This window comes from Shinella yambaruensis (genome assembly GCF_050859155.1).
Lineage (GTDB): Bacteria > Pseudomonadota > Alphaproteobacteria > Rhizobiales > Rhizobiaceae > Shinella > Shinella yambaruensis.
In genome coordinates, this window is the sequence record NZ_CP150638.1 from 3,929,561 (window position 1) to 3,948,956 (window position 19,396).

A 19,396-nucleotide genomic window follows, 5' to 3' on the forward strand; every position below is an offset into this window, starting at 1 on the left:
CAGTTAGCCGTTGACCGCGGCAACGATCTTCTTGGCGGCGTCGTCCAGATCGTCGGCGGCGGTGATCGCCAGGCCCGATTCGTTCAGGATCTTCTTGCCAAGCTCGACATTCGTGCCTTCGAGACGAACGACCAGCGGAACCTTGAGGCCGACTTCCTGCACGGCTGCGACCACGCCTTCGGCGATGACGTCGCACTTCATGATGCCACCGAAGATGTTGACGAGGATGCCCTCGACCTTCGGGTCGGCCGTGATGATCTTGAAGGCTGCCGCGACCTTCTCCTTGCCGGCGCCGCCGCCGACGTCGCAGAAGTTCGCCGGCTCCTTGCCGTAGAGCTTGATGATGTCCATCGTCGCCATGGCAAGGCCTGCGCCGTTGACCATGCAGCCGATATTGCCGTCGAGCGCCACATAGGCGAGGTCCCACTTGGAAGCCTCGATCTCCTTGGCGTCCTCTTCGGTCTCGTCGCGCAGCGCCCGGATGTCGTCGTGGCGGAACAGCGCGTTGCCGTCGAACGAGACCTTGGCGTCGAGGACGCGCATGCGGCCGTTCTTCATGACGATCAGCGGGTTGATCTCGAGCAGGCTCATGTCCTTCTCGACGAAGGCCTTGTAGAGGATCGGGAAGAGCTTTTCGGCGTCGACCTTGGCTTCGCCTTCGAGCTTCAGGGCCGCGGTCAGCGTCGCCAGGTTGTCGGCGGTGACGCCGGTTTCCGGGTTGATCGCGACGGTGACGATCTTCTCCGGCGTGTCATGGGCGACGGCCTCGATGTCCATGCCGCCTTCCGTCGAGACGACGAAGGCGACCTGGCCGACAGAGCGGTCGACGAGCAGCGAGAGATAGAGTTCGCGGTCGATGTCGGCGCCGTCCTCGATATAGAGGCGGTTCACCTGCTTGCCGGCCTCGCCGGTCTGCGCGGTGACGAGCGTGTTGCCGAGCATTTCCTTGGCGTGGGCCTTGGCTTCCTCCACCGAGAAGGCGAGGCGGACGCCGCCCTTGGCATCGGGACCGAGCTCCTTGAACTTGCCCTTGCCGCGGCCGCCGGCATGGATCTGGCTCTTGACCACGTAGAGCGGGCCGGGAAGCGACTTCGCAGCCGCCTCCGCCTCGTCGGCGGAGAAGATCGCGACGCCTTCGGCGACCGGAGCGCCAAAGCTCTTGAGCAGAGCCTTGGCCTGATATTCATGAATGTTCATGGGGAAAATCCTGTCTGGATACCGGGATTACTTCAGCGAAGGCGCGATGTTGATGCAGGCTTCGCAAAGGCCGGCGACGGCGCCGACGGACTTGTCGAAGGCTTCCTGCTCGGCCTTGTTGAGGTCGATCTCGACGATACGCTCGACGCCGCCGGCGCCGATGACGGTGGGTACGCCGACATACATGTCCTTCACGCCGTACTGGCCGGAAAGGTAGGCCGCGCAGGGCAGGACACGCTTCTTGTCCTTCAGGTAGGACTCGGCCATCTCGATTGCCGAAGCGGCCGGGGCGTAGTAGGCCGAGCCGGTCTTGAGCAGGCCGACGATCTCGGCGCCGCCGTCACGGGTGCGCTGGATGATTTCTTCCAGGCGTTCCTTGGTGACCCAGCCCATCTTGACGAGGTCGGTCAGCGGGATGCCGGCGACCGTGGAGTAGCGGGCGAGCGGCACCATCGTGTCGCCGTGGCCGCCGAGAACGAAGGCGGTAACGTCCTGGACGGAGACCTTGAATTCTTCGGAGAGGAAGAGGCGGAAGCGGGCCGAGTCCAGCACGCCGGCCATGCCGACGACCATGTTCTTCGGCAGGCCCGAGAACTTCTGCAGCGCCCAGACCATCGCGTCGAGCGGGTTGGTGATGCAGATGACAAAGGCGTTCGGGGCATATTTCTTGATGCCGGCGCCGACCTGTTCCATGACCTTGAGGTTGATGCCGAGAAGGTCGTCGCGGCTCATGCCGGGCTTGCGGGCAACGCCGGCGGTGACGATGCAGACGTCCGCGCCTTCGATGGCGGCGTAATCGCTGGCGCCCGTCAGCGAGGCGTTGAAGCCCTCGACCGGCGAGGACTGGGCAATATCGAGGCCCTTGCCCTGCGGAATGCCGTCGGCAATGTCGAAGAGGACGATGTCGCCCAGTTCCTTCAGGCCGGCCAGATGCGCCAGCGTGCCACCGATCATTCCAGAACCAATAAGTGCGATCTTCTTGCGGGCCATGAAAGCTTCCTCTTGCTCCGATCAACAGGCCCTCAATGTCGCAATTGCAGGACCTTTCGGCGCAAGGGCTTACGCTTGTCCGCCTAAAAATTCAACACATACTTTCGGATCGAAGTTTTTCAATCGGTTAGATACAAAATATCTTACGTAAACGTAAGAACTTCCGTCACGCTTTCGTCACATCTTCTTCGTAGCGGGCCTTGTGATCGGCAAGATATTCCGTGCTGCGGATCTCGATGAGGCGCGAGACCGTACGGTCGAACTCGAAACCTTCCGTGCCCTTGCGGGTGACAAGCAGGTTTTCCGGCGCCGCCGCCGCGGAGGCGAAGAGCCGCGCGCGATGATCGTAGATCGTGTCGACGAGATTGATGAAGCGTTTCGTCTCGTTGCGCTTCTCCGCGCCGAGCAGGGGAATGTGATCGACGAAGAGCGTGTCGTAGTGCGCGAGGATTTCGAGATAGTCGGCCGCGCCCAGCGGCTTCTCGCAAAGGTCGGAGAAGGAGAAGCGCGCAACGCGCCCCGTCGCCCGCGGCACGGGGATGCTGCGGCCCCGGAAGGCAATCGTCTCGGCCGCCACCGGCCTGCCTGCGGTCTCGCGCCGCCAGGCCGCCTCCATCGCCATGTCGGCTTCGGCGCCGAGCGGATGGCGGAACACCGGCAGGCCGCTGTCCTTCTCCATGCGATAGTCGGTCAGGGAATCGAGCGGCACGATCTCGACATGGCGCTTCAGGAGATCGACGAAGGGCAGGAAGAGGCTGCGGTTGAGGCCGTCCCTGTAGAGGTTGTCCGGCTCGACATTGGACGTCGCGACAAGGATGCAGCCGCGCTGGAAAAGCTCTCCGAAGAGACGCGACAGGATCATCGCATCGGCGATATCCGTCACGGAGAACTCGTCGAAGCAGAGGAGGCGCGCCTCCTCGACGAGGCTTTCCGCCACCGGCGGCACGGGATCGGCCTGCTTCGTCTCGCCGGCCTTCAGCTTCTGGCGGTGCTTGTGGATGCGCTCGTGCACATCGGCCATGAATTCATGGAAATGCGCCCGCCGCTTGCGCTTGACCCGCGCCAGCTCGAAGAACATGTCCATCAGCATGGTCTTGCCACGCCCGACGCCGCCATGGATGTAGAGCCCCTTGGGGGCGCTGACCGTCGCGGGCTTGCGGGAGGCGAAGAGCCAGCCGAGCGCGCTCGACTTGCGCGCCGGACGCTGGGCATGAAGGTCAAGCAGCAGCCGGTCGAAGCGCGCGGCCATCGCCCTCTGCGCCGGATCCGGCTTCAGCTCGCCGCTCGCGACAAGGGCTTGCAGCCTATCCGAAACGCCGTGATCCGGATGGGTCGACCCGCTGTCCCAATCCTTGCCCATGGGCGGCTTTTATCCGTGTCGGTGTCGAAAGGACGGGATCAGCGTGAAAGGCTGACGGGCTGGCCGGAATTGGTCGAGCCGTCGAAACGGGCATCGGCCGTCTTGTAAAGCCGGGCGATGGCGTTGCCGTTGCGGTCCTTCAGCACGACCTGCTTGCCGGCGACCTCCCAGGAGCCCATCGTCGTCAGTTCGCCCGCGCAACCGCGCGTGCCGCCGCGCGAGCCGCTGCCGAGGTTGGTGAGCGTCAGGAACATGTCGCAGGAGGACGGGCCGCTCGCCACCCGCCAGTTGCCGACCATGGATTCCTTGGTGACGTCGAGCGCCGTTGCCGCTGCCGTATCGCCCGTTCCGGTGCCCGTCGTCGCCATCGCCGTGTCGGTCGCCGGCTTTTCCGGGAACTGCGAGGTGTCGGTCGTGGGGTCGGGCAACTGGCTGGAGGAGACGGTGCCGATCGGCTGGGCCTCCAGCGGCGTGATGTTCTGCTGCGTATTGACGCTGTCCATCGAGGTTCGCTGGCAACCGGCCAGAGCAAGCGCCATCATCAGCCCGCCTGCCACATGGTGAATCCGCATGTCGTTACTCCCGATATCTGCCCGATACTGCTGCCGTGCAGCAATTCCCGCCGAATTAACGTGAATCGCCCGCACGAATCAAGACGAAACGGCCCGAATAGTCGGGCCGCCTCCTCACGTTTCGTGAATGTCCATCATATGGGTCAGAGCCGGCGCTCGACCAGCATCTTCTTGATTTCGCCGATCGCCTTGGCCGGGTTGAGGCCCTTCGGGCAGGCCTGGGCGCAGTTCATGATCGTATGGCAGCGGTAGAGACGGAAGGGGTCTTCCAGGTTGTCGAGGCGCTCGCCGGTGGCCTCGTCGCGGCTGTCGATCAGCCAGCGATAGGCCTGGAGCAGGACCGCCGGGCCGAGATAGCGGTCGCCGTTCCACCAATAGCTCGGACAGGAGGTCGAGCAGCAGGCGCACAGGATGCACTCGTAGAGGCCGTCCAGCTTGAGGCGGTCCTCATGGCTCTGCTTCCACTCCTTTGCCGGCGTCGGCGACACGGTCTTCAGCCAGGGCTCGATCGAGCGGTGCTGGGCGTAGAAGTTCGTGAGGTCGGGAACGAGGTCCTTGACGACCGGCATATGCGGCAGCGGATAGACCTTCACCGCACCCTTGATCTCGTCCATGCCCTTGGTGCAGGCGAGCGTGTTGGTGCCGTCGATATTCATGGCGCAGGAGCCGCAGATGCCCTCGCGGCACGAGCGGCGCAGCGTCAGCGTCGGGTCGATCTTGTTCTTGATGTAGAGCAGCGCGTCGAGCACCATCGGGCCGCAGTCGTCGACGTCGATATAGAACGTGTCGACCGACGGGTTCTTGCCGTCATCGGGGTTCCAGCGGTAGATGCGGAACTCGCGGGTGTTCGTGGCGCCTTCCGGCTTCGGCCAGACCTTGCCCTCGGTCAACTGCGAGTTTTTCGGGAGAGCGAGTTCAACCATGTCCTGTTCTCCTCGGGATCAGTAGACGCGGGCCTTGGGCTCGATCTTCTTGGGATCGATCCCGTCCGCGATAAGGTCGGTATGAACAGGGCGATAGTCGAGCGTCACGTCGCCCGCCTCGTTCACCCAGGCGAGCGTGTGCTTGCGCCAGTTGACGTCGTCGCGGCCGCCGAGCGGACCGGTCGCATAGTCCTCGCGGGCATGCGAGCCGCGGCTCTCCTTGCGGGCCTCGGCGCCGTAGACGGTGGTGATGGCGTTCGCCATCAGGTTCTCCAGCTCCAGCGTCTCGACGAGGTCAGAGTTCCAGATCATCGAACGGTCGGTGACCTTGATGTCCGGCATTTCCTTCCAGATCGCCGTCATGCGCTTGCAGCCGCTTTCCAGCGATTCCTGGGTACGGAACACGGCAGCGTCTTCCTGCATGGTGCGCTGCATCTTGTCGCGCAGCACAGCGGTCGGCGTGCCGCCATTGGCGTTCCGCAGGCGATCGAAGCGATCCATGATCCGGTCGCAGGCGGCAATGTCGAGCGCCGGCACCGCCTCGTTGCGGTCGATCACCTGGCCGGCGCGGATCGCGGCGGCACGGCCGAAGACCACGAGGTCGATCAGCGAGTTGGAGCCGAGGCGGTTGGCGCCGTGCACCGAGGCGCAGCCCGCCTCGCCAACCGCCATCAGGCCGGGCGCGATGCGCTCCGGGTTCTGGCCGTCGGCGTTCAGCACCTCGCCCCAGTAATTCGTGGGAATGCCGCCCATATTGTAGTGGACGGTGGGCAGGACCGGGATCGGCTCGCGCGTCACGTCGACGCCGGCGAAGATCTTCGCGCTCTCGGAAATGCCGGGCAGGCGCTCGTGCAGAACCGCCGGATCGAGGTGGTCGAGATGCAGGAAGATGTGGTCCTTGTTCTTGCCGACGCCGCGGCCTTCGCGGATTTCCATCGTCATGCAGCGCGAGACGACGTCGCGCGAAGCGAGGTCCTTCGCCGACGGCGCATAACGCTCCATGAAGCGCTCGCCTTCCGAGTTGACAAGATAGCCGCCTTCGCCGCGGGCGCCCTCGGTGATGAGGCAACCGGCGCCGTAGATGCCGGTCGGGTGGAACTGCACGAACTCCATGTCCTGCAGCGGCAGGCCGGCGCGGGCGATCATGCCGCCGCCATCGCCCGTGCAGGTGTGGGCCGAGGTGGCCGAGAAATAGGCGCGGCCGTAACCACCGGTCGCCAGCACCACCATCTTGGCCGCGAAGCGATGGATCGTGCCGTCGTCGAGGTTCCAGGCGACGACGCCGGTGCAGCGGCCGTCGGCCGACATGATCAGGTCGAGCGCGAAATATTCGATGAAGAATTCAGCATTGTTGCGCAGCGACTGGCCGTAGAGCGTGTGCAGGATGGCATGGCCGGTACGGTCGGCGGCCGCGCAGGTGCGCTGCACCGGCGGGCCCTCGCCATAGTTCTGCATGTGGCCGCCGAACGGGCGCTGGTAGATCTTGCCCTCTTCGTTGCGCGAGAAGGGTACGCCGTAGTGCTCCAGCTCATAGACCGCCTTCGGCGCTTCCATGGTGAGATACTGCATGGCGTCGACGTCGCCGAGCCAATCGGAACCCTTGACGGTGTCGTAAAGGTGCCACTGCCAGCTGTCCGGCGTCATGTTCCTGAGCGATGCCGCGATGCCGCCCTGGGCAGCGACGGTGTGCGAGCGCGTCGGGAAGACCTTGGTGATGCAGGCCGTCTTGAGGCCCTGCTCGGCCATGCCGAGCGTGGCGCGCAGGCCCGCGCCGCCGGCGCCGACGACGATCACGTCGAAGGAATGGTCCACGTAATTATAGGCCTTGCCGTTGGCCGCCGGGGAGGAGATCGCTGCCATGATGGATTATCCTGCGAAAGCGATTTTGAGGACGGCGAAAAGACAGAGCCCACCGACCAGGATCGCGAAGAAGGTATTGAGCATGAGGAGCGCGATCTTCACGCCTTCCGCATGCACGTAGTCCTCGATGATGACCTGCATGCCGAGCTTCATGTGGACGAGGCCGGAGACGACGACGAGGCCCATGAGGACGGCGACGATCGGGTGCGACAGCGCCGCCGTCACCTCCGCATAGGAAGCGCCGTTATAGCAGATCAGGAAGCCGACGAAGAACAGGAGAAGCGGAACGTTGGCGACGGCCGTCAGGCGCTGGCGCCAGAAATGCTCCGTGCCGTCCTTTGCCGAGCCGAGGCCGCGAACCTTGCCGAGGGGGGTGCGCATATCCATGAAATTCTCCTCAGCGGGCCAGATAGCCGACGATCCAGATCAGCACCGTCAGGGCGACGGAGACGACCGGGGTCAGAAGGGCGAGCCTGGTGGCGAAATGCTTCTCGTAGCCGTGGCCCATGTCCCACATGAAGTGGCGAAGACCGCCCAGCATGTGTTGCATCAGCGCCCAGGTATAGCCGAAGAGCACGAGGCGGCCGATCAGCGTGCCGAAGAACCAGTTGACCCAGTCGAAATAGGCCTCGCCCGAGGCGGCGGCGATCAGCCACCAGGCAACGAGTACCGTGCCGAAGTAAAGGGCGGCACCGGTTATGCGATGCACGATGGACATGACCATCGTCGGGATCGGCTTGTAGACCTGGAGATGCGGCGAGAGCGGCCGGCTTCGAGTGACATTCGCCATCTGAACCTCACGGAACCCCGGAGAGCCATAAACTGGACAAATTTTCTCCGGAATTGCAGTATGTTGTGCACAATGCAGTGATTGCGACGTTTAATCACCGGAAAGCGGAACCACAAGCCTCATTGCAGTGCAAAATGAATTTAATCGATTAAGCGGCCTGACGCATTTGTGCCATCCCGGGACGCGGTCCGCCAATTAACGATAACGGGAAAATTCATAACCAAATCCGTGACTTTTGCCGGCCGCTGCCCCATCTTGCCGTTAAGGATCTGTTAAGCGTAATCCGGAAGGCAGGACAGAATGACTCTGTTTTCAGCGTCCCATGCGACCAAAGTTCTAGCGCTTACGGTCGCCCTCGCAGCCGGCGGCATGACGGCCGCCGCGGCCCGCGACCGCAGCCCCGATATCGGCTGGTCGGACAATTCCGACGCGGACTGGTCGAACGGCAGCTTCATCGGCCGCAGCATCGAGCGGCGCGAGCATCGCGACTGGCGCCCGCGCGAGCGCTACCGCGACGACCGCCGGGTGGAGCGGCATCGCGATCGCCATTGGCGCAAGGACCGCAATTTCTACGGCGGCGCCCTCTCGGCCTATCGCGACCCGGGCAACGGCATCTATTTCCATATCGACCGGGATCGCTATTACGACGACCTGATCGATGCTCCCTTCGTCGAAAACCGCGGGCCGAAGGTCATCGTGGTGACGCCGGGCCAGGACGGATGCTCGTGGGAAGCCGGCGTCTGCGTCATCCGCCCCGGCTTTTGACAGCGGGGAAAAGCCTCACGCTTTTGCCGGGCTCGCGCCAAAGCGCCAGACCGTCGTCTTCTTGACCTCGCTGTCCTCCAGTGCCCGCGTCACCGGCACCGTGTAGGTGGCGAGCGCCTCCATGCGCTCGCGCGGGCAATAGGTCCGGCCGGGATCGCCGACGAGCACCAGGGCGCCCCGGGCAGCAAGGGCGGAGAACCAGGGAATGAGCACGTCCGCAAAGCCGCGGTCATAGAAGACGTCGCCGGCCAGCACGACATCCCAGCCCTCGTCCCGGCCGACCATGTCTTCGGCCGTATGGGCAAGGTCGACGCCGTTCAGGGCGGCGTTCAGGCGGATCGCGGTCTTGCTCCAGGGATCGATATCCGCAGCAAGCACCGGCGCAGCGCCCGAAAGCCGCGCCGCGATGCCGACAAGGCCGGAACCGCTGGCAAAATCCAGCACCGACTTTCCGGCCACCAGTGCCGGATGGTCCAGCACATGGCGGGCAAGCCCCTGCCCGCCCGCCCAGGCGAAGGCCCAGAAGGGCGGCGGCAGGCCGATCTCCTCCAGCTCCTCCTCGGTCTTCAGCCAGAGGTCATGCGCCTCGGTGGCAAGATGCAGCGTCACCTCCGGCACATGCGGCGGGGAGAGCACGCCCGTATTGTCGCGGATGAAGACCTCAGGATCCGTCTTCACCGGAGCATCGCTCCACGGCGCCGAACCATCAGCGCGGCGGCTTGTCGAGACCACCCATGCGGCAGACCTCGATCCACTCTTCCTCGGTCACCGGCTGCACCGAAAGGCGCATGGAGGTAACGAGCGACATGTTGGCAAGCTTCGGATTGGCCTTAACGTCCTTCAGCGAGACGGGCCTCGGCATGTCGCACACGGCACGGATGTCGACGCAATCCCAGCGCGGGTCCTCGCCGGCCGTCGAATCGGGATGCGACAGCCCGCAGACCTCGGTGATGCCGACGATCTCCAGCCCCTCGTTGGAGTGATAGAAGAAGCCCTTATCGCCGATCTTCATGGCTCGCATGTTGTTGCGCGCCTGGTAGTTGCGCACGCCGTCCCATTCCTCGCCGGCCGTCCCTTTCGACTTCAGCTTCTCCCAGGAGAACTTGAAGGGTTCGGACTTGTAGAGCCAGTGTGCCATGCGGATCAGGCCTCCGGATTGTTGAAGACCCAGTTCCAGGCCTTCACCTCGACAGAAGCGAAGAGGCCGGCCTTGGCATAGGGATCGTTCTCCGCGATCTGGCGTGCCTCCTCGATCGTCTCGGCCTTGACCACGACGAGGCTGCCGGTCGGCTTGCCGTCATCGCCGAGGAAGGGGCCGGCGAAGGCGAGCTTGCCGTCGGCATTGAGGCCGTTCAGGTAGGCGAGGTGGTCCGGGCGCGTATCGAGGCGCACCTGCAGCGCGCCGGGCTTGTCCTGGCAGAGAAATGCGAAATGCATGAAACGATCCTTCCGTTGTCATTCCTGGGTGATCGGGCGCGTCATCAGCTGCCCGATGGCGGTCTTCACGTCGAGGCTGCCATCGATGATGCGGGCAACCGCATCGGTGATCGGCATGTCGATGCCCTTTTCAGCCGCGACGCTGGAAGCGACCGAGGCGGCGAAGGCGCCCTCCACCAGATCGCCCGACCAGCCGGCGGCATCGCCATGGCGGCCGAGCGCGATGCCGAAGCGCAGGTTGCGCGACTGGTGGCTCGTTCCCGTCAGAACGAGGTCGCCGAGGCCGGAGAGCCCCGTGACCGTGGTGCCCTCCCCGCCATGGGCCGCGACGAAGCGCGACAGTTCCGCAAGCCCGCGAGAAATCAGCGCCGCCCGTGCCGAATCGCCAAGCTCGGCCCCCTCGATGATGCCGCAGGCGATCGCCAGCACGTTCTTCAGCGCGCCGCCGAGCTGCACGCCGATGCGGTCGGTCGAGGGATAGAGCCGGAAGGTCGGCCCGGAAAGGGCCTGCGCCAGCCAGGCGCCGGTCTCGGCCGTGCGCGCGGCGATCACCATCGCCGTCGGCAGGCCCTTCGCGATGTCGGCTGCAAAGCCGGGGCCGGAGAGCACGGCGATCTCGCGGCCCGGAAGCTCTTCTTCCAGAACCTCCGTCAGCAGCCGTCCGGTGCCCTTTTCCATGCCCTTGGCGCAGATCACCACGGCCGTGCCCGGCGCCAGCAGGGGCGCAAGGGAGCGTGCCGCCGCGCGCTGGGCCTGCGAGGGCATGGCGAACAGAACGATGCCGGCGCCGCGGATCGCTTCCGCATCGGCGCTGAAGGAAAGGGTCGGCGGCAGGTCGATGCCGGGAAGCGCCTTTTCGTTGCGCCGCGAGGCGCGCATCAGGTCGACAGCCGTCGCATCGCGGCCGATCAGCGTGACATCGCCGCCGCTTGCCGCGGCCACGCTCGCCAGCGCCGTGCCGAAGGCACCCGCGCCGATGACGGCGATCCTCGGAGTGGTGCTCATGCCTTGGCTCCCCGCTTGCCGGATCCCAGAACCGTCGCCGCCTCGCGGTCGAGCGGCCAGCGCGAGCGCGGCGCGACGGCAAGGTCATCGGGCGCAAAGCCGGCCGCCATGCGCTCCAGCCCCGCCCAGGCGATCATGGACGCATTGTCGGTGCACAGCGCCAGCGGCGGAGCGATGAAGCGGAATTTCTGCTTGTCGCACAGCACCTGCAGGATCGCGCGCAGCTCCGCATTGGCCGCCACCCCGCCGGCAACGACCAGCGCCGGCGTCTCGACATCCGGGAAAAGCGTGCGGAACCGTTCGAGGCCGCGGCCGATGCGATCCTTCAGCGTGCGAGAGACGGCGCGCTGGAAGGAGGCGCAGATATCGGCGATGTCCTGCTCCGTCACCGGCTCGATCGACTGCGCGGCCTGCCGCACCGCCGTCTTGAGGCCGGAAAAGGAGAAATCGAGCCGCGCCTCGCCGACGAGCGGCCGCGGGAAGGTGAACCGCTCGGGGTTGCCCGTCTTCGCCATGCGCTCCACCGCCGGGCCGCCGGGATAGGGCAGGCCGAGCAGCTTGGCCGTCTTGTCGAAGGCTTCGCCAAGGGCGTCGTCGATCGTCGTGCCCCAGCGCTCGTAGTCGTCGATGCCGCGCACCAGGACGAGCTGGGTATGGCCGCCGGAGACGAGCAGCATGAGATAGGGAAAGGAGAGCCCGTCCGTCAGCCGCGCCGTCAGCGCATGGCCTTCCAGATGGTTGACGGCATAGAGCGGCTTGCCCGTCGCCCGGGCGATCGCCTTGCCGGTCATCAGCCCGACGATGAGCCCGCCGATCAGCCCCGGCCCGCTCGTCGCGGCAATGGCATCGACATCGTCAAGTGAGCGCCCCGCCCGCAGCAGCGCCTCGGAAATCAGGCTGTCGAGCGCTTCCACATGGGCGCGTGCGGCGATCTCCGGCACCACGCCGCCATAGGCGCTGTGCTCTTCGAGCTGGCTCAGCACCACCTCGCCGAGGATCTCGCCCCGGCCCTCCGCATCGCGCGCGACCACGGCCGCGGCGGTCTCGTCGCAGCTCGTTTCGATGCCCAGGATGGTCAGATGGGACGACATGTAGCACTTGGGAATTGATTGCGATGGGCCGGAAACCCGGTTACGAGACATCCCGGTAACAACGGATCAAGGCGGATGCAAACAAAACCTTTCAGGATCGGCACGCGGGGCAGCCCGCTGGCGCTCGCCCAGGCCTACGAGACCCGTTCGCGCCTGATGGCGGCGCATGGCCTGCCGGAAGACATGTTCGAGATTGTCGTGCTCTCGACCAAGGGCGACCGCATCACCGACCGCTCGCTGGCGCTGATCGGCGGCAAGGGCCTGTTCACCGAGGAGATCGAGGCGCAGCTTTCCTCCGGCGAGCTCGATTTTGCCGTGCACTCCTCAAAGGACATGCCGACGAAGCTGCCGGAAGGTCTGCACCTCTCCGCCTTCCTGCCGCGCGAGGACGTGCGCGACGCGTTCATCGGCCGCAGCGTCGCCCGCCTCCTTGACCTGCCGCAGGGCGCGACCGTCGGCTCCGCCTCGCTGCGTCGCCAGGCACTCATCCGGCGTCTTCGGCCCGATCTCAACGTCATCGTCTTCCGCGGCCAGGTCGATACCCGCCTTGGCAAGCTCGCCGAGGGCCAGGCGGATGCGACGCTGCTCGCCTATGCCGGCCTGAAGCGCCTCGGCAAGCTCGACGTGCCGACGGAAATCCTCGATCCCGTCTCCTTCCCGCCCGCCCCGGCGCAGGGCGCGATCTGTATCGAGAGCCGCGTCGGCGACAAGGGCACGCAAGACCTGCTCGCCGCCATCGACGACCGGGTGACGCGCGCGGCGGTCACTTGCGAGCGCGGCTTCCTTGCCACGCTCGACGGCTCCTGTCGCACGCCGATCGCCGGCTATGCGACGGTCGAGGGTAAGCATCTCCAGTTCCACGGCATGATCCTGACGCCGGACGGGAGCCGGTTCCACGAGATCGAGGCGAGCGGCCCGGCAGGCGAGGCCGGCCGGCTCGGCAAGGCGGCGGGACAGGCGATCCGCGAGAAGGCGGGAGCGGGCTTCTTCGAAAGCTGGGGCTGAACCGCGTGCGTGTCCTCATCCTTCGCCCGGAACAGACGGCGGCCCGCACCGCCCGCAAGCTCGCGGCGCTGGGCCACGAGACCGCCCGCCTGCCGCTGTCGAGGCCCCAGCACGATCTTGACGCGGTGAAGGCGGCGCTCGCGGAGCGGCATTCGGCCATCGCCATCACCAGTGCGGAGGTGGCGCGTCTCTTCGGCCATCTTGGCGATACGCTCGACCGCCACCTCCTGACCACGGTCTTCTCGGTCGGACAGGCCTCGGCGAACGCCGCCAGTGCGGCAGGCTTCCGCACCGTGCTCACCCCGGGCGGCAACGGCAGGGACCTCGCCGACATGATCGTGGCGCATTGCCGGGATTTCGGCATGCCGGCCGAACCGATCCTCTATCTCGCCGGCGTGCCGCGTGCGCGCGGCTTCGAAACGCGCCTCGCCGAAGCCGGCATTCCGCTGCGCACAGTGGAAGCCTACCGCATGGTGCCCGTCGTTCCCCGGCGCACGGAGACGGAGACCGCGCTTCTCAAGCCGGTGCCGGACGCCGTGCTGTTCTATTCCGGCGAAAGCGCGCGGGCCTTCTTCAAGCTTTCCCCGCTCGTGGAGATTCCCGAGCGCTTCCTGTCGACGCTGATGCTCTGCATGAGCGCGAATGTCGCCAAAGCCGTGCCGCAGCGCTTTGCCGCATCCACCGTCGTCGCCTCCGCCCCCAACGAGGAAAGCCTGCTGGACCTGCTCTAGGGGCAGGCTACGGCGGATGAATTTGCCGCAAGGGTCTTTCCCTCGCTGGCTTCGCTGTCTAGGTTTAGTGCAATGCACATGAATGCGAGGAGGTCGCCATGGAACCGGAAACCCCGTCCCGTCGCAAGAAGACCGGTGAAGAACCCGTGACGATCGACCTGGAGGCGACCCCCGCCTCCGTCAGCGACGAGGCGCTGGCGACCGAGGAAGCGGCAAAAGCCGAAACGCCGGAAAGCCAGGCCTCGGAAGCCTCCGAAACCGTGACGGCGGAACCCGCGGCAGCCGAAACCGCCGCCGAGCCCGCCGAGGAAAAGGCCGAGCCGGTCGAGCCCGCACGCACGACCTATGAGGAACCGGTGCGCGCCGAAACGCCGCCGGCACCGCAACGCAGCAATGCGGGTACGCTGGCGGCCGGCATCCTTGGCGGCCTGATCGCGCTCCTGGGCGCCGGAAGCCTGCAATATGGCGGCTACCTGCCGACGCTGGGGCCTGACCGCGCGGGCGAATCCGACGCCGTTTCCACCCTGACGAACGAGGTGGAGGCGTTGAAGACGCGGCTGTCCGAGACCTTGGCCGAAACCCCGGCCGCAAGCCCGGTCGACCTCCAGCCGATCGAGACGCGGATCGCCGCGCTGGAAAAATCGGCAGGCGAAAGCGCGGGCGCCACCGCTGCAAACCCGGAAGCCGTCAGCAAGCTCGAAGGCGACGTGGCGCGACTGACCACGGAACTTGCGGCGCTGCGCGAGGCCATCGCGCGCACCACCGAGGCGGTCAGCACGACGGAAAGCCAGCTCACCGAGCGCATTGCCGCCGCCGAGCAGAAGCTCGACGAGCCGCGCAGCGACATCGAAATGGCGCGGGCCGTGGCCGCCAGCGCGCTGAAGACGGCGATCGACCGCGGCGGCCCCTATCTCGCCGAACTGGAAGCCTTTGCCAGCATTTCGCCGGAGGATCCTTCCCTCCCGGGCCTGCGGGAACACGCCGCCGTCGGCGTGCCGTCGCGCTCCGATCTCGTGCGCGATTTCCAGGCGACGGCCGACGCCATTCTCGACGCCGTGCACCAGCCGGAGGGCGACCAGGGCATCTTCAACCGCCTGATGGCGAGCGCCGCCTCGGCGATCCGCGTGCGCCCTGTCGGCAGCATCGAGGGCGATACGCCGGAAGCGGTGGTCGCGCGCATCGAGAACAAGCTGCAGAACGGCGATTTCAAGGGCGCGCAGATCGAATGGCAGACCCTGCCGGAGAAAGGCCAGGCCGCCGCGGCGGACTACAAGCGCAAGCTCGACGAACGTGTCAGCGTGGAAGACCTGATCGGCGCCGTCGTTTCCGGCGCCTTGAGCGGCCCGACCGGCGGCACCACGACCGGCACCGCCGGCAACCAGGGCTGAGGAGAGAGGCTTCATGATTCGCATACTGGTCTTCGCCCTCTTCGTCCTCGCGCTTGCCGCCGGCTTCGCCTGGCTTGCCGATCGTCCCGGCGAGCTCTCCATCATCTGGCAGGGCCAGCGGGCCGACATGAGCCTGATGGTCGCCGCCACGCTCGTCGTCTCGCTGGTCGCCGCCGTGATGTTCTCCTGGTGGATCGTGCGCGTCGTCTGGACCTCGCCGCACTCGATCCAGCGCTATTTCCGCGCCCGCAAGCGCGACCGCGGCTACCAGGCGCTCTCCACCGGCCTGATCGCCGCCGGCGCCGGCGATGCCGCCGGCGCGCGGAAGATGCTGGGCCGCACCAAGGGGCTTCTGAGCGCCGACCAGGAGCCGCTCATCCACCTGCTCGAAGCGCAGGCGGCGATGATCGAGGGCCGCTACGACGACGCGCGCCGGAAATTCGAGCTGATGGCGGACGATCCGGAAACGCGCGAACTCGGCCTGCGCGGCCTCTATCTGGAGGCCCGCCGGCTCGGCGCCAACGAGGCGGCCCGGCAATATGCCGAACGCGCAGCGGAAAAAGCGCCGCAGCTTCCCTGGGCAGCGGAAGCCGCATTGGAATACCGCTCCGAGGCCGGAGACTGGGACGAGGCGCTGAAGCTTCTCGGCGACGGCCGCTCCGGCTCGACCGAGGAGAAGAAGACGCATGCCCGCCGCAAGGTCGTGCTGCTCACCGCCCGCGCCGCCGCAAGGCTCGACGCCGACCCGAAGGGCGCGCGCGAGGACGCCCAGCAGGCGCTGAAGCTCGACGAGACCTTCGTGCCCGCCGGCCTCATCGCGGCCAAGGCCTATCTGCGCGAGGACAACCTGCGCAAGGCCGCCGCCATCCTGGAAAAACTCTGGAAGGCGACCGCCCATGGCGATGTCGCGAAGCTCTATGTCCGCGCGCGCAGCGGCGATTCGGCGACCGACCGCCTGAAGCGGGCGGAAAAGCTCGAGGCGATGCGCCCGAACAATGCCGAAGCGCTCTATGCCGTGGCGGAAGCCGCACTGGAAACGCGCGACTTCGCGCTTGCCCGCAGCAAGGCCGAGGCCGCCGCGCGCCTGTCGCCCCGCGAAAGCACGTTCCTGCTGCTCGCCGACGTCGAGGATGCCGAGACGGGCGACCAGGGCCGCATCCGCCACTGGATGAACCAGGCGCTGAAGGCACCGCGCGATCCGGCCTGGACGGCCGACGGCATCACGGCGCCGGAATGGCGGGCCGTCTCGCCGGTCACCGGCCGTCTCGACGCCTTCGAGTGGAAGACGCCCGTCAGCCCGCTCGACGGGCCGATCGAGGAAGGCTCGACCGCCGCCGTCGACGAGGCCATCCGCACCCTGCCGCCGCTCGCCATCGAAAGCAGGCCCGCCACGCCGGTTGAAGAGGTGGCCAAGGTCGAGACGGTGGAAGTCGCGCAAAAGCCCGTTGTCGTCGCCACGGTGGTGGAGGCCGCGCCGGTGAAGGACGTAACGCCGGAAACGATCAAGGAGGCGGTGGTCCCGGAGGAAGAGGAGCGTCCCTTCTTCGGCCTGCCCGACGATCCGGGCGTCAAGGAAGGCGCGGTCAAACGGGACGGGACAAGCGGCTTCCGCTTGTTCTAGAGCATTTCCAGCTGAAGCGAAGTCGCTTCGGCGTCGGTTTCAAAGATCGGAAAGAAACGGCAATATTCCAGGGCTTGAGGAACGGGGCGACACTGAATGTTCGAACGCTTGCAGCAGTTTCTGGCGAGCCTTTCCGGTGGTGACAGACCGGCCTTTGCCGCCGACGATCCGCGGGTCGCCGTCATGGCGCTCTGCATCCAGGTGATGGAAGCGGACGGCAAGATCCTCGACGTCGAGAAGAAGGCGCTGCGGGTCCGCCTGAAGGATTTCTACGGTCTCGACGAGACCGAGCTCGAGGCGCTGGTCGCCGCCGGCACCGATGCGGAGAGCGAGGCGATCGATTTCTTCCGCTTCACCTCGGAGCTGAAGCGCCAGCTTTCGGAGGAGCAGCGCGTCGATCTGATCGGCCTGCTCTGGGAGATCGTCTATGCGGACGGCGAGCGCAGCGAGATGGAGGACCACGCCATCTGGCGCATCGCGGACCTGCTCGGCGTCTCCGGCCGGGAGCGCATCATGAAGCGGCAGGAAGTGGCCGAGCGGGTGGGCGCCGCAACGGGCCCGGAGGAACCGGACGAAGGCTGAGCCATGCTCGATTTTCCCCGCAAGCCGCGCCTCAAGCGCCCCGTCCTGATCGTCCTGCACCAGGAGACCTCCAGTCCCGGCCGCGTCGGGCAGATCCTCCAGGCGATGGGCCATGCGCTGGATATCCGCCGTCCCGTGCTCGGCGATCCGCTGCCCGCCACGCTGTCCCACCATGCGGGCGCGGTCGTCTTCGGCGGGCCGATGAGCGCCAATGACGACGAGGCCTATGTGCGCGCGGAGATCGACTGGCTCTCCGTGCCGCTTTCCGAGAACCGCCCCTTCCTCGGCATCTGCCTCGGCGCGCAGATGCTGGTGAAGAACCTCGGCGGCACGGTTTTCGGCCATGCGGAGGGCTGGACGGAGATCGGCTGGTATCCGCTGACGGCGACGAAGGCAGGCACGGCGCTGATGCCCTGGCCGGACATGGTCTACCAGTTCCATCGCGAAGGCTTCGACCTGCCGCGGGACGCGACGCTGCTCGCCACCGGCCATCACTACGAGAACCAGGCCTTCCGCTACGGCGACAATGCCTGGGGCATCCAGTTCCACGGCGAACTGACGCTCGCCATGATGCACCGCTGGGTGGTGCGCGGCGCGCACCGTTTCGAATTGCCGGGCGCGCAGGTCGGCCGTGCCCATCTCGACGGGCGCCTCCTGCACGATGCGGCGCTCCGTCTCTGGATGACGTCCTTCCTCGAGCGCATCTTCCAAGAGGCGTAAGGACGCTTGCCGCGGCGGCGTCAGGCCCCGCGCCATTAAACATGTTGCGGCACCGCCCGGCGCCCGGCCTTGCTGGCAGGGCGCGCAATGGCTACATGTCGAGACGAAACCAATTGGAGACATCAATGATAGCGGTCATCAACACCCTATTGTTCATCATCAGCATAGCGTGGTTCCTGGTAATCGCCTCGGCGATCTTCTCCTGGCTCTATGCCTTCAACGTCATCAACGCGAACAATCAGGTGATCGCCACCATCGGCCGCTCGCTCTACCAGCTGACCGAGCCGATCTACCGCCCGATCCGCCGCGTCCTGCCGAATTTCGGCGGCGTCGACCTTTCGCCGCTCGTCGTGCTCGTCATCCTGTTCTTCCTGGAGCAGGTGATCCGCAGCGTGCTGGCACCGGCCCTCCTGGCGCCGTGACCGAGCAGGCAGGCGCCGCGCTCCGCCGCCATGGCGACCATGTGCGCCTGACGATGCGGCTGACGCCGAACGGCGGCCGCGATGCGATCGACGGCTGGGAAACCGGCGCCGACGGCGAACGCTACCTCAAGGCCCGCGTCAGCGACCCGCCGGACAAGGGCAAGGCGAACAAGGCGCTGGTGGCGCTGATCGCCAAGGCTGCCGGCGTTGCAAAGTCCGCCGTGAGCCTTGTCAGCGGCGACACCCAGAGAAAGAAAATCCTCCGGATCGACGGCGACCCGGAGGATATCGTTTCAAGGCTCGAGCGCGCCGGAGCGCATTGAAGCGCCTACTTCTTGCTCGCCTGATAGCGCTCGACGGCCTCCAGGATCATCTTCTTGGCAACGGTAACGTCCTGCCAGCCGGCGATCTTCACCCACTTTCCGGGCTCCAGATCCTTGTAGTGCTCGAAGAAGTGCTCGATCTGCTTCAGCGTGATCTCCGGCAGGTCGGTGTAGTTCTCGACCTTGTCGTAGCGGCGCGTCAGCTTCGGCACCGGAACGGCGATGATCTTCTCGTCCTTGCCGCCATCGTCTTCCATGACCATGACGCCGATCGGGCGCACATTGATGACGCAGCCCGGAACGAGCGGGCGGGTGTTGGCGATCAGGACGTCGATCGGGTCGCCGTCTTCCGAGAGCGTGTGCGGCACGAAGCCGTAGTTGCCGGGATAGGTCATCGGCGTGTAGAGGAAACGGTCGACGACGAGCGCGCCGGCTTCCTTGTCCATCTCGTACTTGATCGGATGGCCGCCGACCGGCACCTCGACAATGACGTTCACGTCATCCGGCGGGTTCTTGCCAACGGAAATCGCATCGATACGCATGGGGGGCTCCCTCAGGTGGAATGGTTCTGTTCGCGGGCTTCCTAATGCGAATCCCATTGCAGCGCAACATGA

General features: G+C 66.1%; 23 protein-coding genes. 9 read left to right on the forward strand and 14 right to left on the reverse strand.

Annotated elements, in window-relative coordinates; translation table 11 throughout:
• Nucleotides 1-3 precede the first annotated feature (3 nt).
• From sucC to sdhC, 8 genes are all read right to left on the reverse strand, one after another.
• Nucleotides 4-1,197, reverse strand: a complete 1,194-nt coding sequence (sucC, locus tag WMC41_RS19195) for an ADP-forming succinate--CoA ligase subunit beta (protein ID WP_432345738.1) — start codon at nucleotides 1,195-1,197, stop codon at nucleotides 4-6.
• Nucleotides 1,198-1,224: 27 nt separating this feature from the next.
• The gene (gene mdh, locus WMC41_RS19200; RefSeq protein ID WP_244769322.1) at nucleotides 1,225-2,187 is read right to left on the reverse strand and encodes a malate dehydrogenase; all 963 of its coding nucleotides are present in this window, start codon (nucleotides 2,185-2,187) and stop codon (nucleotides 1,225-1,227) included.
• A 166-nt stretch (nucleotides 2,188-2,353) separates the two neighbouring features.
• Complete coding sequence (gene zapE / locus WMC41_RS19205) at nucleotides 2,354-3,547, reverse strand: cell division protein ZapE (RefSeq protein WP_432345741.1); 1,194 nt, start codon at nucleotides 3,545-3,547, stop codon at nucleotides 2,354-2,356.
• A 38-nt stretch (nucleotides 3,548-3,585) separates the two neighbouring features.
• Nucleotides 3,586-4,119 (reverse strand): protease inhibitor Inh/omp19 family protein, encoded by a 534-nt coding sequence (locus WMC41_RS19210; RefSeq protein WP_244769320.1) that lies wholly within the window; start codon nucleotides 4,117-4,119, stop codon nucleotides 3,586-3,588.
• Nucleotides 4,120-4,262: 143 nt separating this feature from the next.
• Nucleotides 4,263-5,042: a succinate dehydrogenase iron-sulfur subunit gene (locus WMC41_RS19215; RefSeq protein WP_432345743.1), complete on the reverse strand. Its 780-nt coding sequence runs from the start codon at nucleotides 5,040-5,042 to the stop codon at nucleotides 4,263-4,265.
• Nucleotides 5,043-5,060: 18 nt separating this feature from the next.
• A complete protein-coding gene (gene sdhA / locus WMC41_RS19220; RefSeq protein WP_244769318.1) occupies nucleotides 5,061-6,902 on the reverse strand; it encodes a succinate dehydrogenase flavoprotein subunit in 1,842 nt (613 codons plus the stop codon).
• A gap of 6 nt (nucleotides 6,903-6,908) precedes the next feature.
• Nucleotides 6,909-7,289, reverse strand: a complete 381-nt coding sequence (gene sdhD / locus WMC41_RS19225) for a succinate dehydrogenase, hydrophobic membrane anchor protein (RefSeq protein ID WP_288081053.1) — start codon at nucleotides 7,287-7,289, stop codon at nucleotides 6,909-6,911.
• A gap of 10 nt (nucleotides 7,290-7,299) precedes the next feature.
• Nucleotides 7,300-7,692 carry a succinate dehydrogenase, cytochrome b556 subunit gene (gene sdhC, locus WMC41_RS19230; protein WP_272806931.1) on the reverse strand — a complete coding sequence of 131 codons (393 nt, stop codon included), beginning with the start codon at nucleotides 7,690-7,692 and terminating at the stop codon, nucleotides 7,300-7,302.
• A gap of 300 nt (nucleotides 7,693-7,992) precedes the next feature.
• On the opposite strand from sdhC, the gene WMC41_RS19235 reads away from it, so the two are divergent.
• The gene (locus WMC41_RS19235) at nucleotides 7,993-8,457 is read left to right on the forward strand and encodes a hypothetical protein (protein ID WP_432345746.1); all 465 of its coding nucleotides are present in this window, start codon (nucleotides 7,993-7,995) and stop codon (nucleotides 8,455-8,457) included.
• A gap of 15 nt (nucleotides 8,458-8,472) precedes the next feature.
• Here the strand turns inward: WMC41_RS19235 and WMC41_RS19240 are convergent, their stop codons facing one another.
• From WMC41_RS19240 to tsaD, 5 genes are read right to left on the reverse strand one after another with little or no spacing between them, the layout of a single operon-like run.
• Nucleotides 8,473-9,135 carry a class I SAM-dependent methyltransferase gene (locus WMC41_RS19240; protein ID WP_432345748.1) on the reverse strand — a complete coding sequence of 221 codons (663 nt, stop codon included), beginning with the start codon at nucleotides 9,133-9,135 and terminating at the stop codon, nucleotides 8,473-8,475.
• A 28-nt stretch (nucleotides 9,136-9,163) separates the two neighbouring features.
• The gene (locus tag WMC41_RS19245; RefSeq protein WP_432345750.1) at nucleotides 9,164-9,595 is read right to left on the reverse strand and encodes an EVE domain-containing protein; all 432 of its coding nucleotides are present in this window, start codon (nucleotides 9,593-9,595) and stop codon (nucleotides 9,164-9,166) included.
• Nucleotides 9,596-9,600: 5 nt separating this feature from the next.
• Nucleotides 9,601-9,894 carry a YciI-like protein gene (locus WMC41_RS19250; RefSeq protein ID WP_050745545.1) on the reverse strand — a complete coding sequence of 98 codons (294 nt, stop codon included), beginning with the start codon at nucleotides 9,892-9,894 and terminating at the stop codon, nucleotides 9,601-9,603.
• An 18-nt stretch (nucleotides 9,895-9,912) separates the two neighbouring features.
• A complete protein-coding gene (locus WMC41_RS19255) occupies nucleotides 9,913-10,899 on the reverse strand; it encodes an NAD(P)H-dependent glycerol-3-phosphate dehydrogenase (protein ID WP_432345752.1) in 987 nt (328 codons plus the stop codon).
• Entirely contained in the window at nucleotides 10,896-11,990 is a 1,095-nt protein-coding gene (tsaD, locus tag WMC41_RS19260; RefSeq protein ID WP_432345754.1) for a tRNA (adenosine(37)-N6)-threonylcarbamoyltransferase complex transferase subunit TsaD, read from the reverse strand. The genes WMC41_RS19255 and tsaD overlap by 4 nt, the downstream gene beginning before the upstream one ends.
• A 75-nt stretch (nucleotides 11,991-12,065) precedes the next feature.
• On the opposite strand from tsaD, the gene hemC reads away from it, so the two are divergent.
• From hemC to WMC41_RS19300, 8 genes are all read left to right on the forward strand, one after another.
• Entirely contained in the window at nucleotides 12,066-12,995 is a 930-nt protein-coding gene (gene hemC / locus WMC41_RS19265) for a hydroxymethylbilane synthase (protein ID WP_432345756.1), read from the forward strand.
• A 5-nt stretch (nucleotides 12,996-13,000) separates the two neighbouring features.
• On the forward strand, nucleotides 13,001-13,726 hold the full coding sequence (locus WMC41_RS19270; protein WP_432345758.1) for a uroporphyrinogen-III synthase: 726 nt from the start codon (nucleotides 13,001-13,003) through the stop codon (nucleotides 13,724-13,726).
• A 98-nt stretch (nucleotides 13,727-13,824) separates the two neighbouring features.
• Nucleotides 13,825-15,114 carry a COG4223 family protein gene (locus WMC41_RS19275; protein ID WP_432345760.1) on the forward strand — a complete coding sequence of 430 codons (1,290 nt, stop codon included), beginning with the start codon at nucleotides 13,825-13,827 and terminating at the stop codon, nucleotides 15,112-15,114.
• Nucleotides 15,115-15,127: 13 nt separating this feature from the next.
• The gene (locus WMC41_RS19280) at nucleotides 15,128-16,735 is read left to right on the forward strand and encodes a heme biosynthesis protein HemY (protein ID WP_432345762.1); all 1,608 of its coding nucleotides are present in this window, start codon (nucleotides 15,128-15,130) and stop codon (nucleotides 16,733-16,735) included.
• Between the two features lie 96 nt (nucleotides 16,736-16,831).
• Nucleotides 16,832-17,317 carry a TerB family tellurite resistance protein gene (locus tag WMC41_RS19285; RefSeq protein WP_244769305.1) on the forward strand — a complete coding sequence of 162 codons (486 nt, stop codon included), beginning with the start codon at nucleotides 16,832-16,834 and terminating at the stop codon, nucleotides 17,315-17,317.
• 3 nt (nucleotides 17,318-17,320) lie between these two features.
• Nucleotides 17,321-18,037, forward strand: coding sequence for a glutamine amidotransferase (locus WMC41_RS19290; RefSeq protein ID WP_432345764.1), 717 nt, complete (start codon nucleotides 17,321-17,323; stop codon nucleotides 18,035-18,037).
• Between the two features lie 125 nt (nucleotides 18,038-18,162).
• Nucleotides 18,163-18,459: a YggT family protein gene (locus WMC41_RS19295; protein ID WP_133034532.1), complete on the forward strand. Its 297-nt coding sequence runs from the start codon at nucleotides 18,163-18,165 to the stop codon at nucleotides 18,457-18,459.
• A gap of 53 nt (nucleotides 18,460-18,512) precedes the next feature.
• Nucleotides 18,513-18,782, forward strand: a complete 270-nt coding sequence (locus WMC41_RS19300) for a DUF167 family protein (protein ID WP_432348377.1) — start codon at nucleotides 18,513-18,515, stop codon at nucleotides 18,780-18,782.
• A 5-nt stretch (nucleotides 18,783-18,787) separates the two neighbouring features.
• Here WMC41_RS19300 and ppa read toward each other — a convergent pair whose 3' ends face one another.
• Complete coding sequence (gene ppa, locus WMC41_RS19305; protein WP_064331766.1) at nucleotides 18,788-19,324, reverse strand: inorganic diphosphatase; 537 nt, start codon at nucleotides 19,322-19,324, stop codon at nucleotides 18,788-18,790.
• Nucleotides 19,325-19,396: the final 72 nt, after the last annotated feature.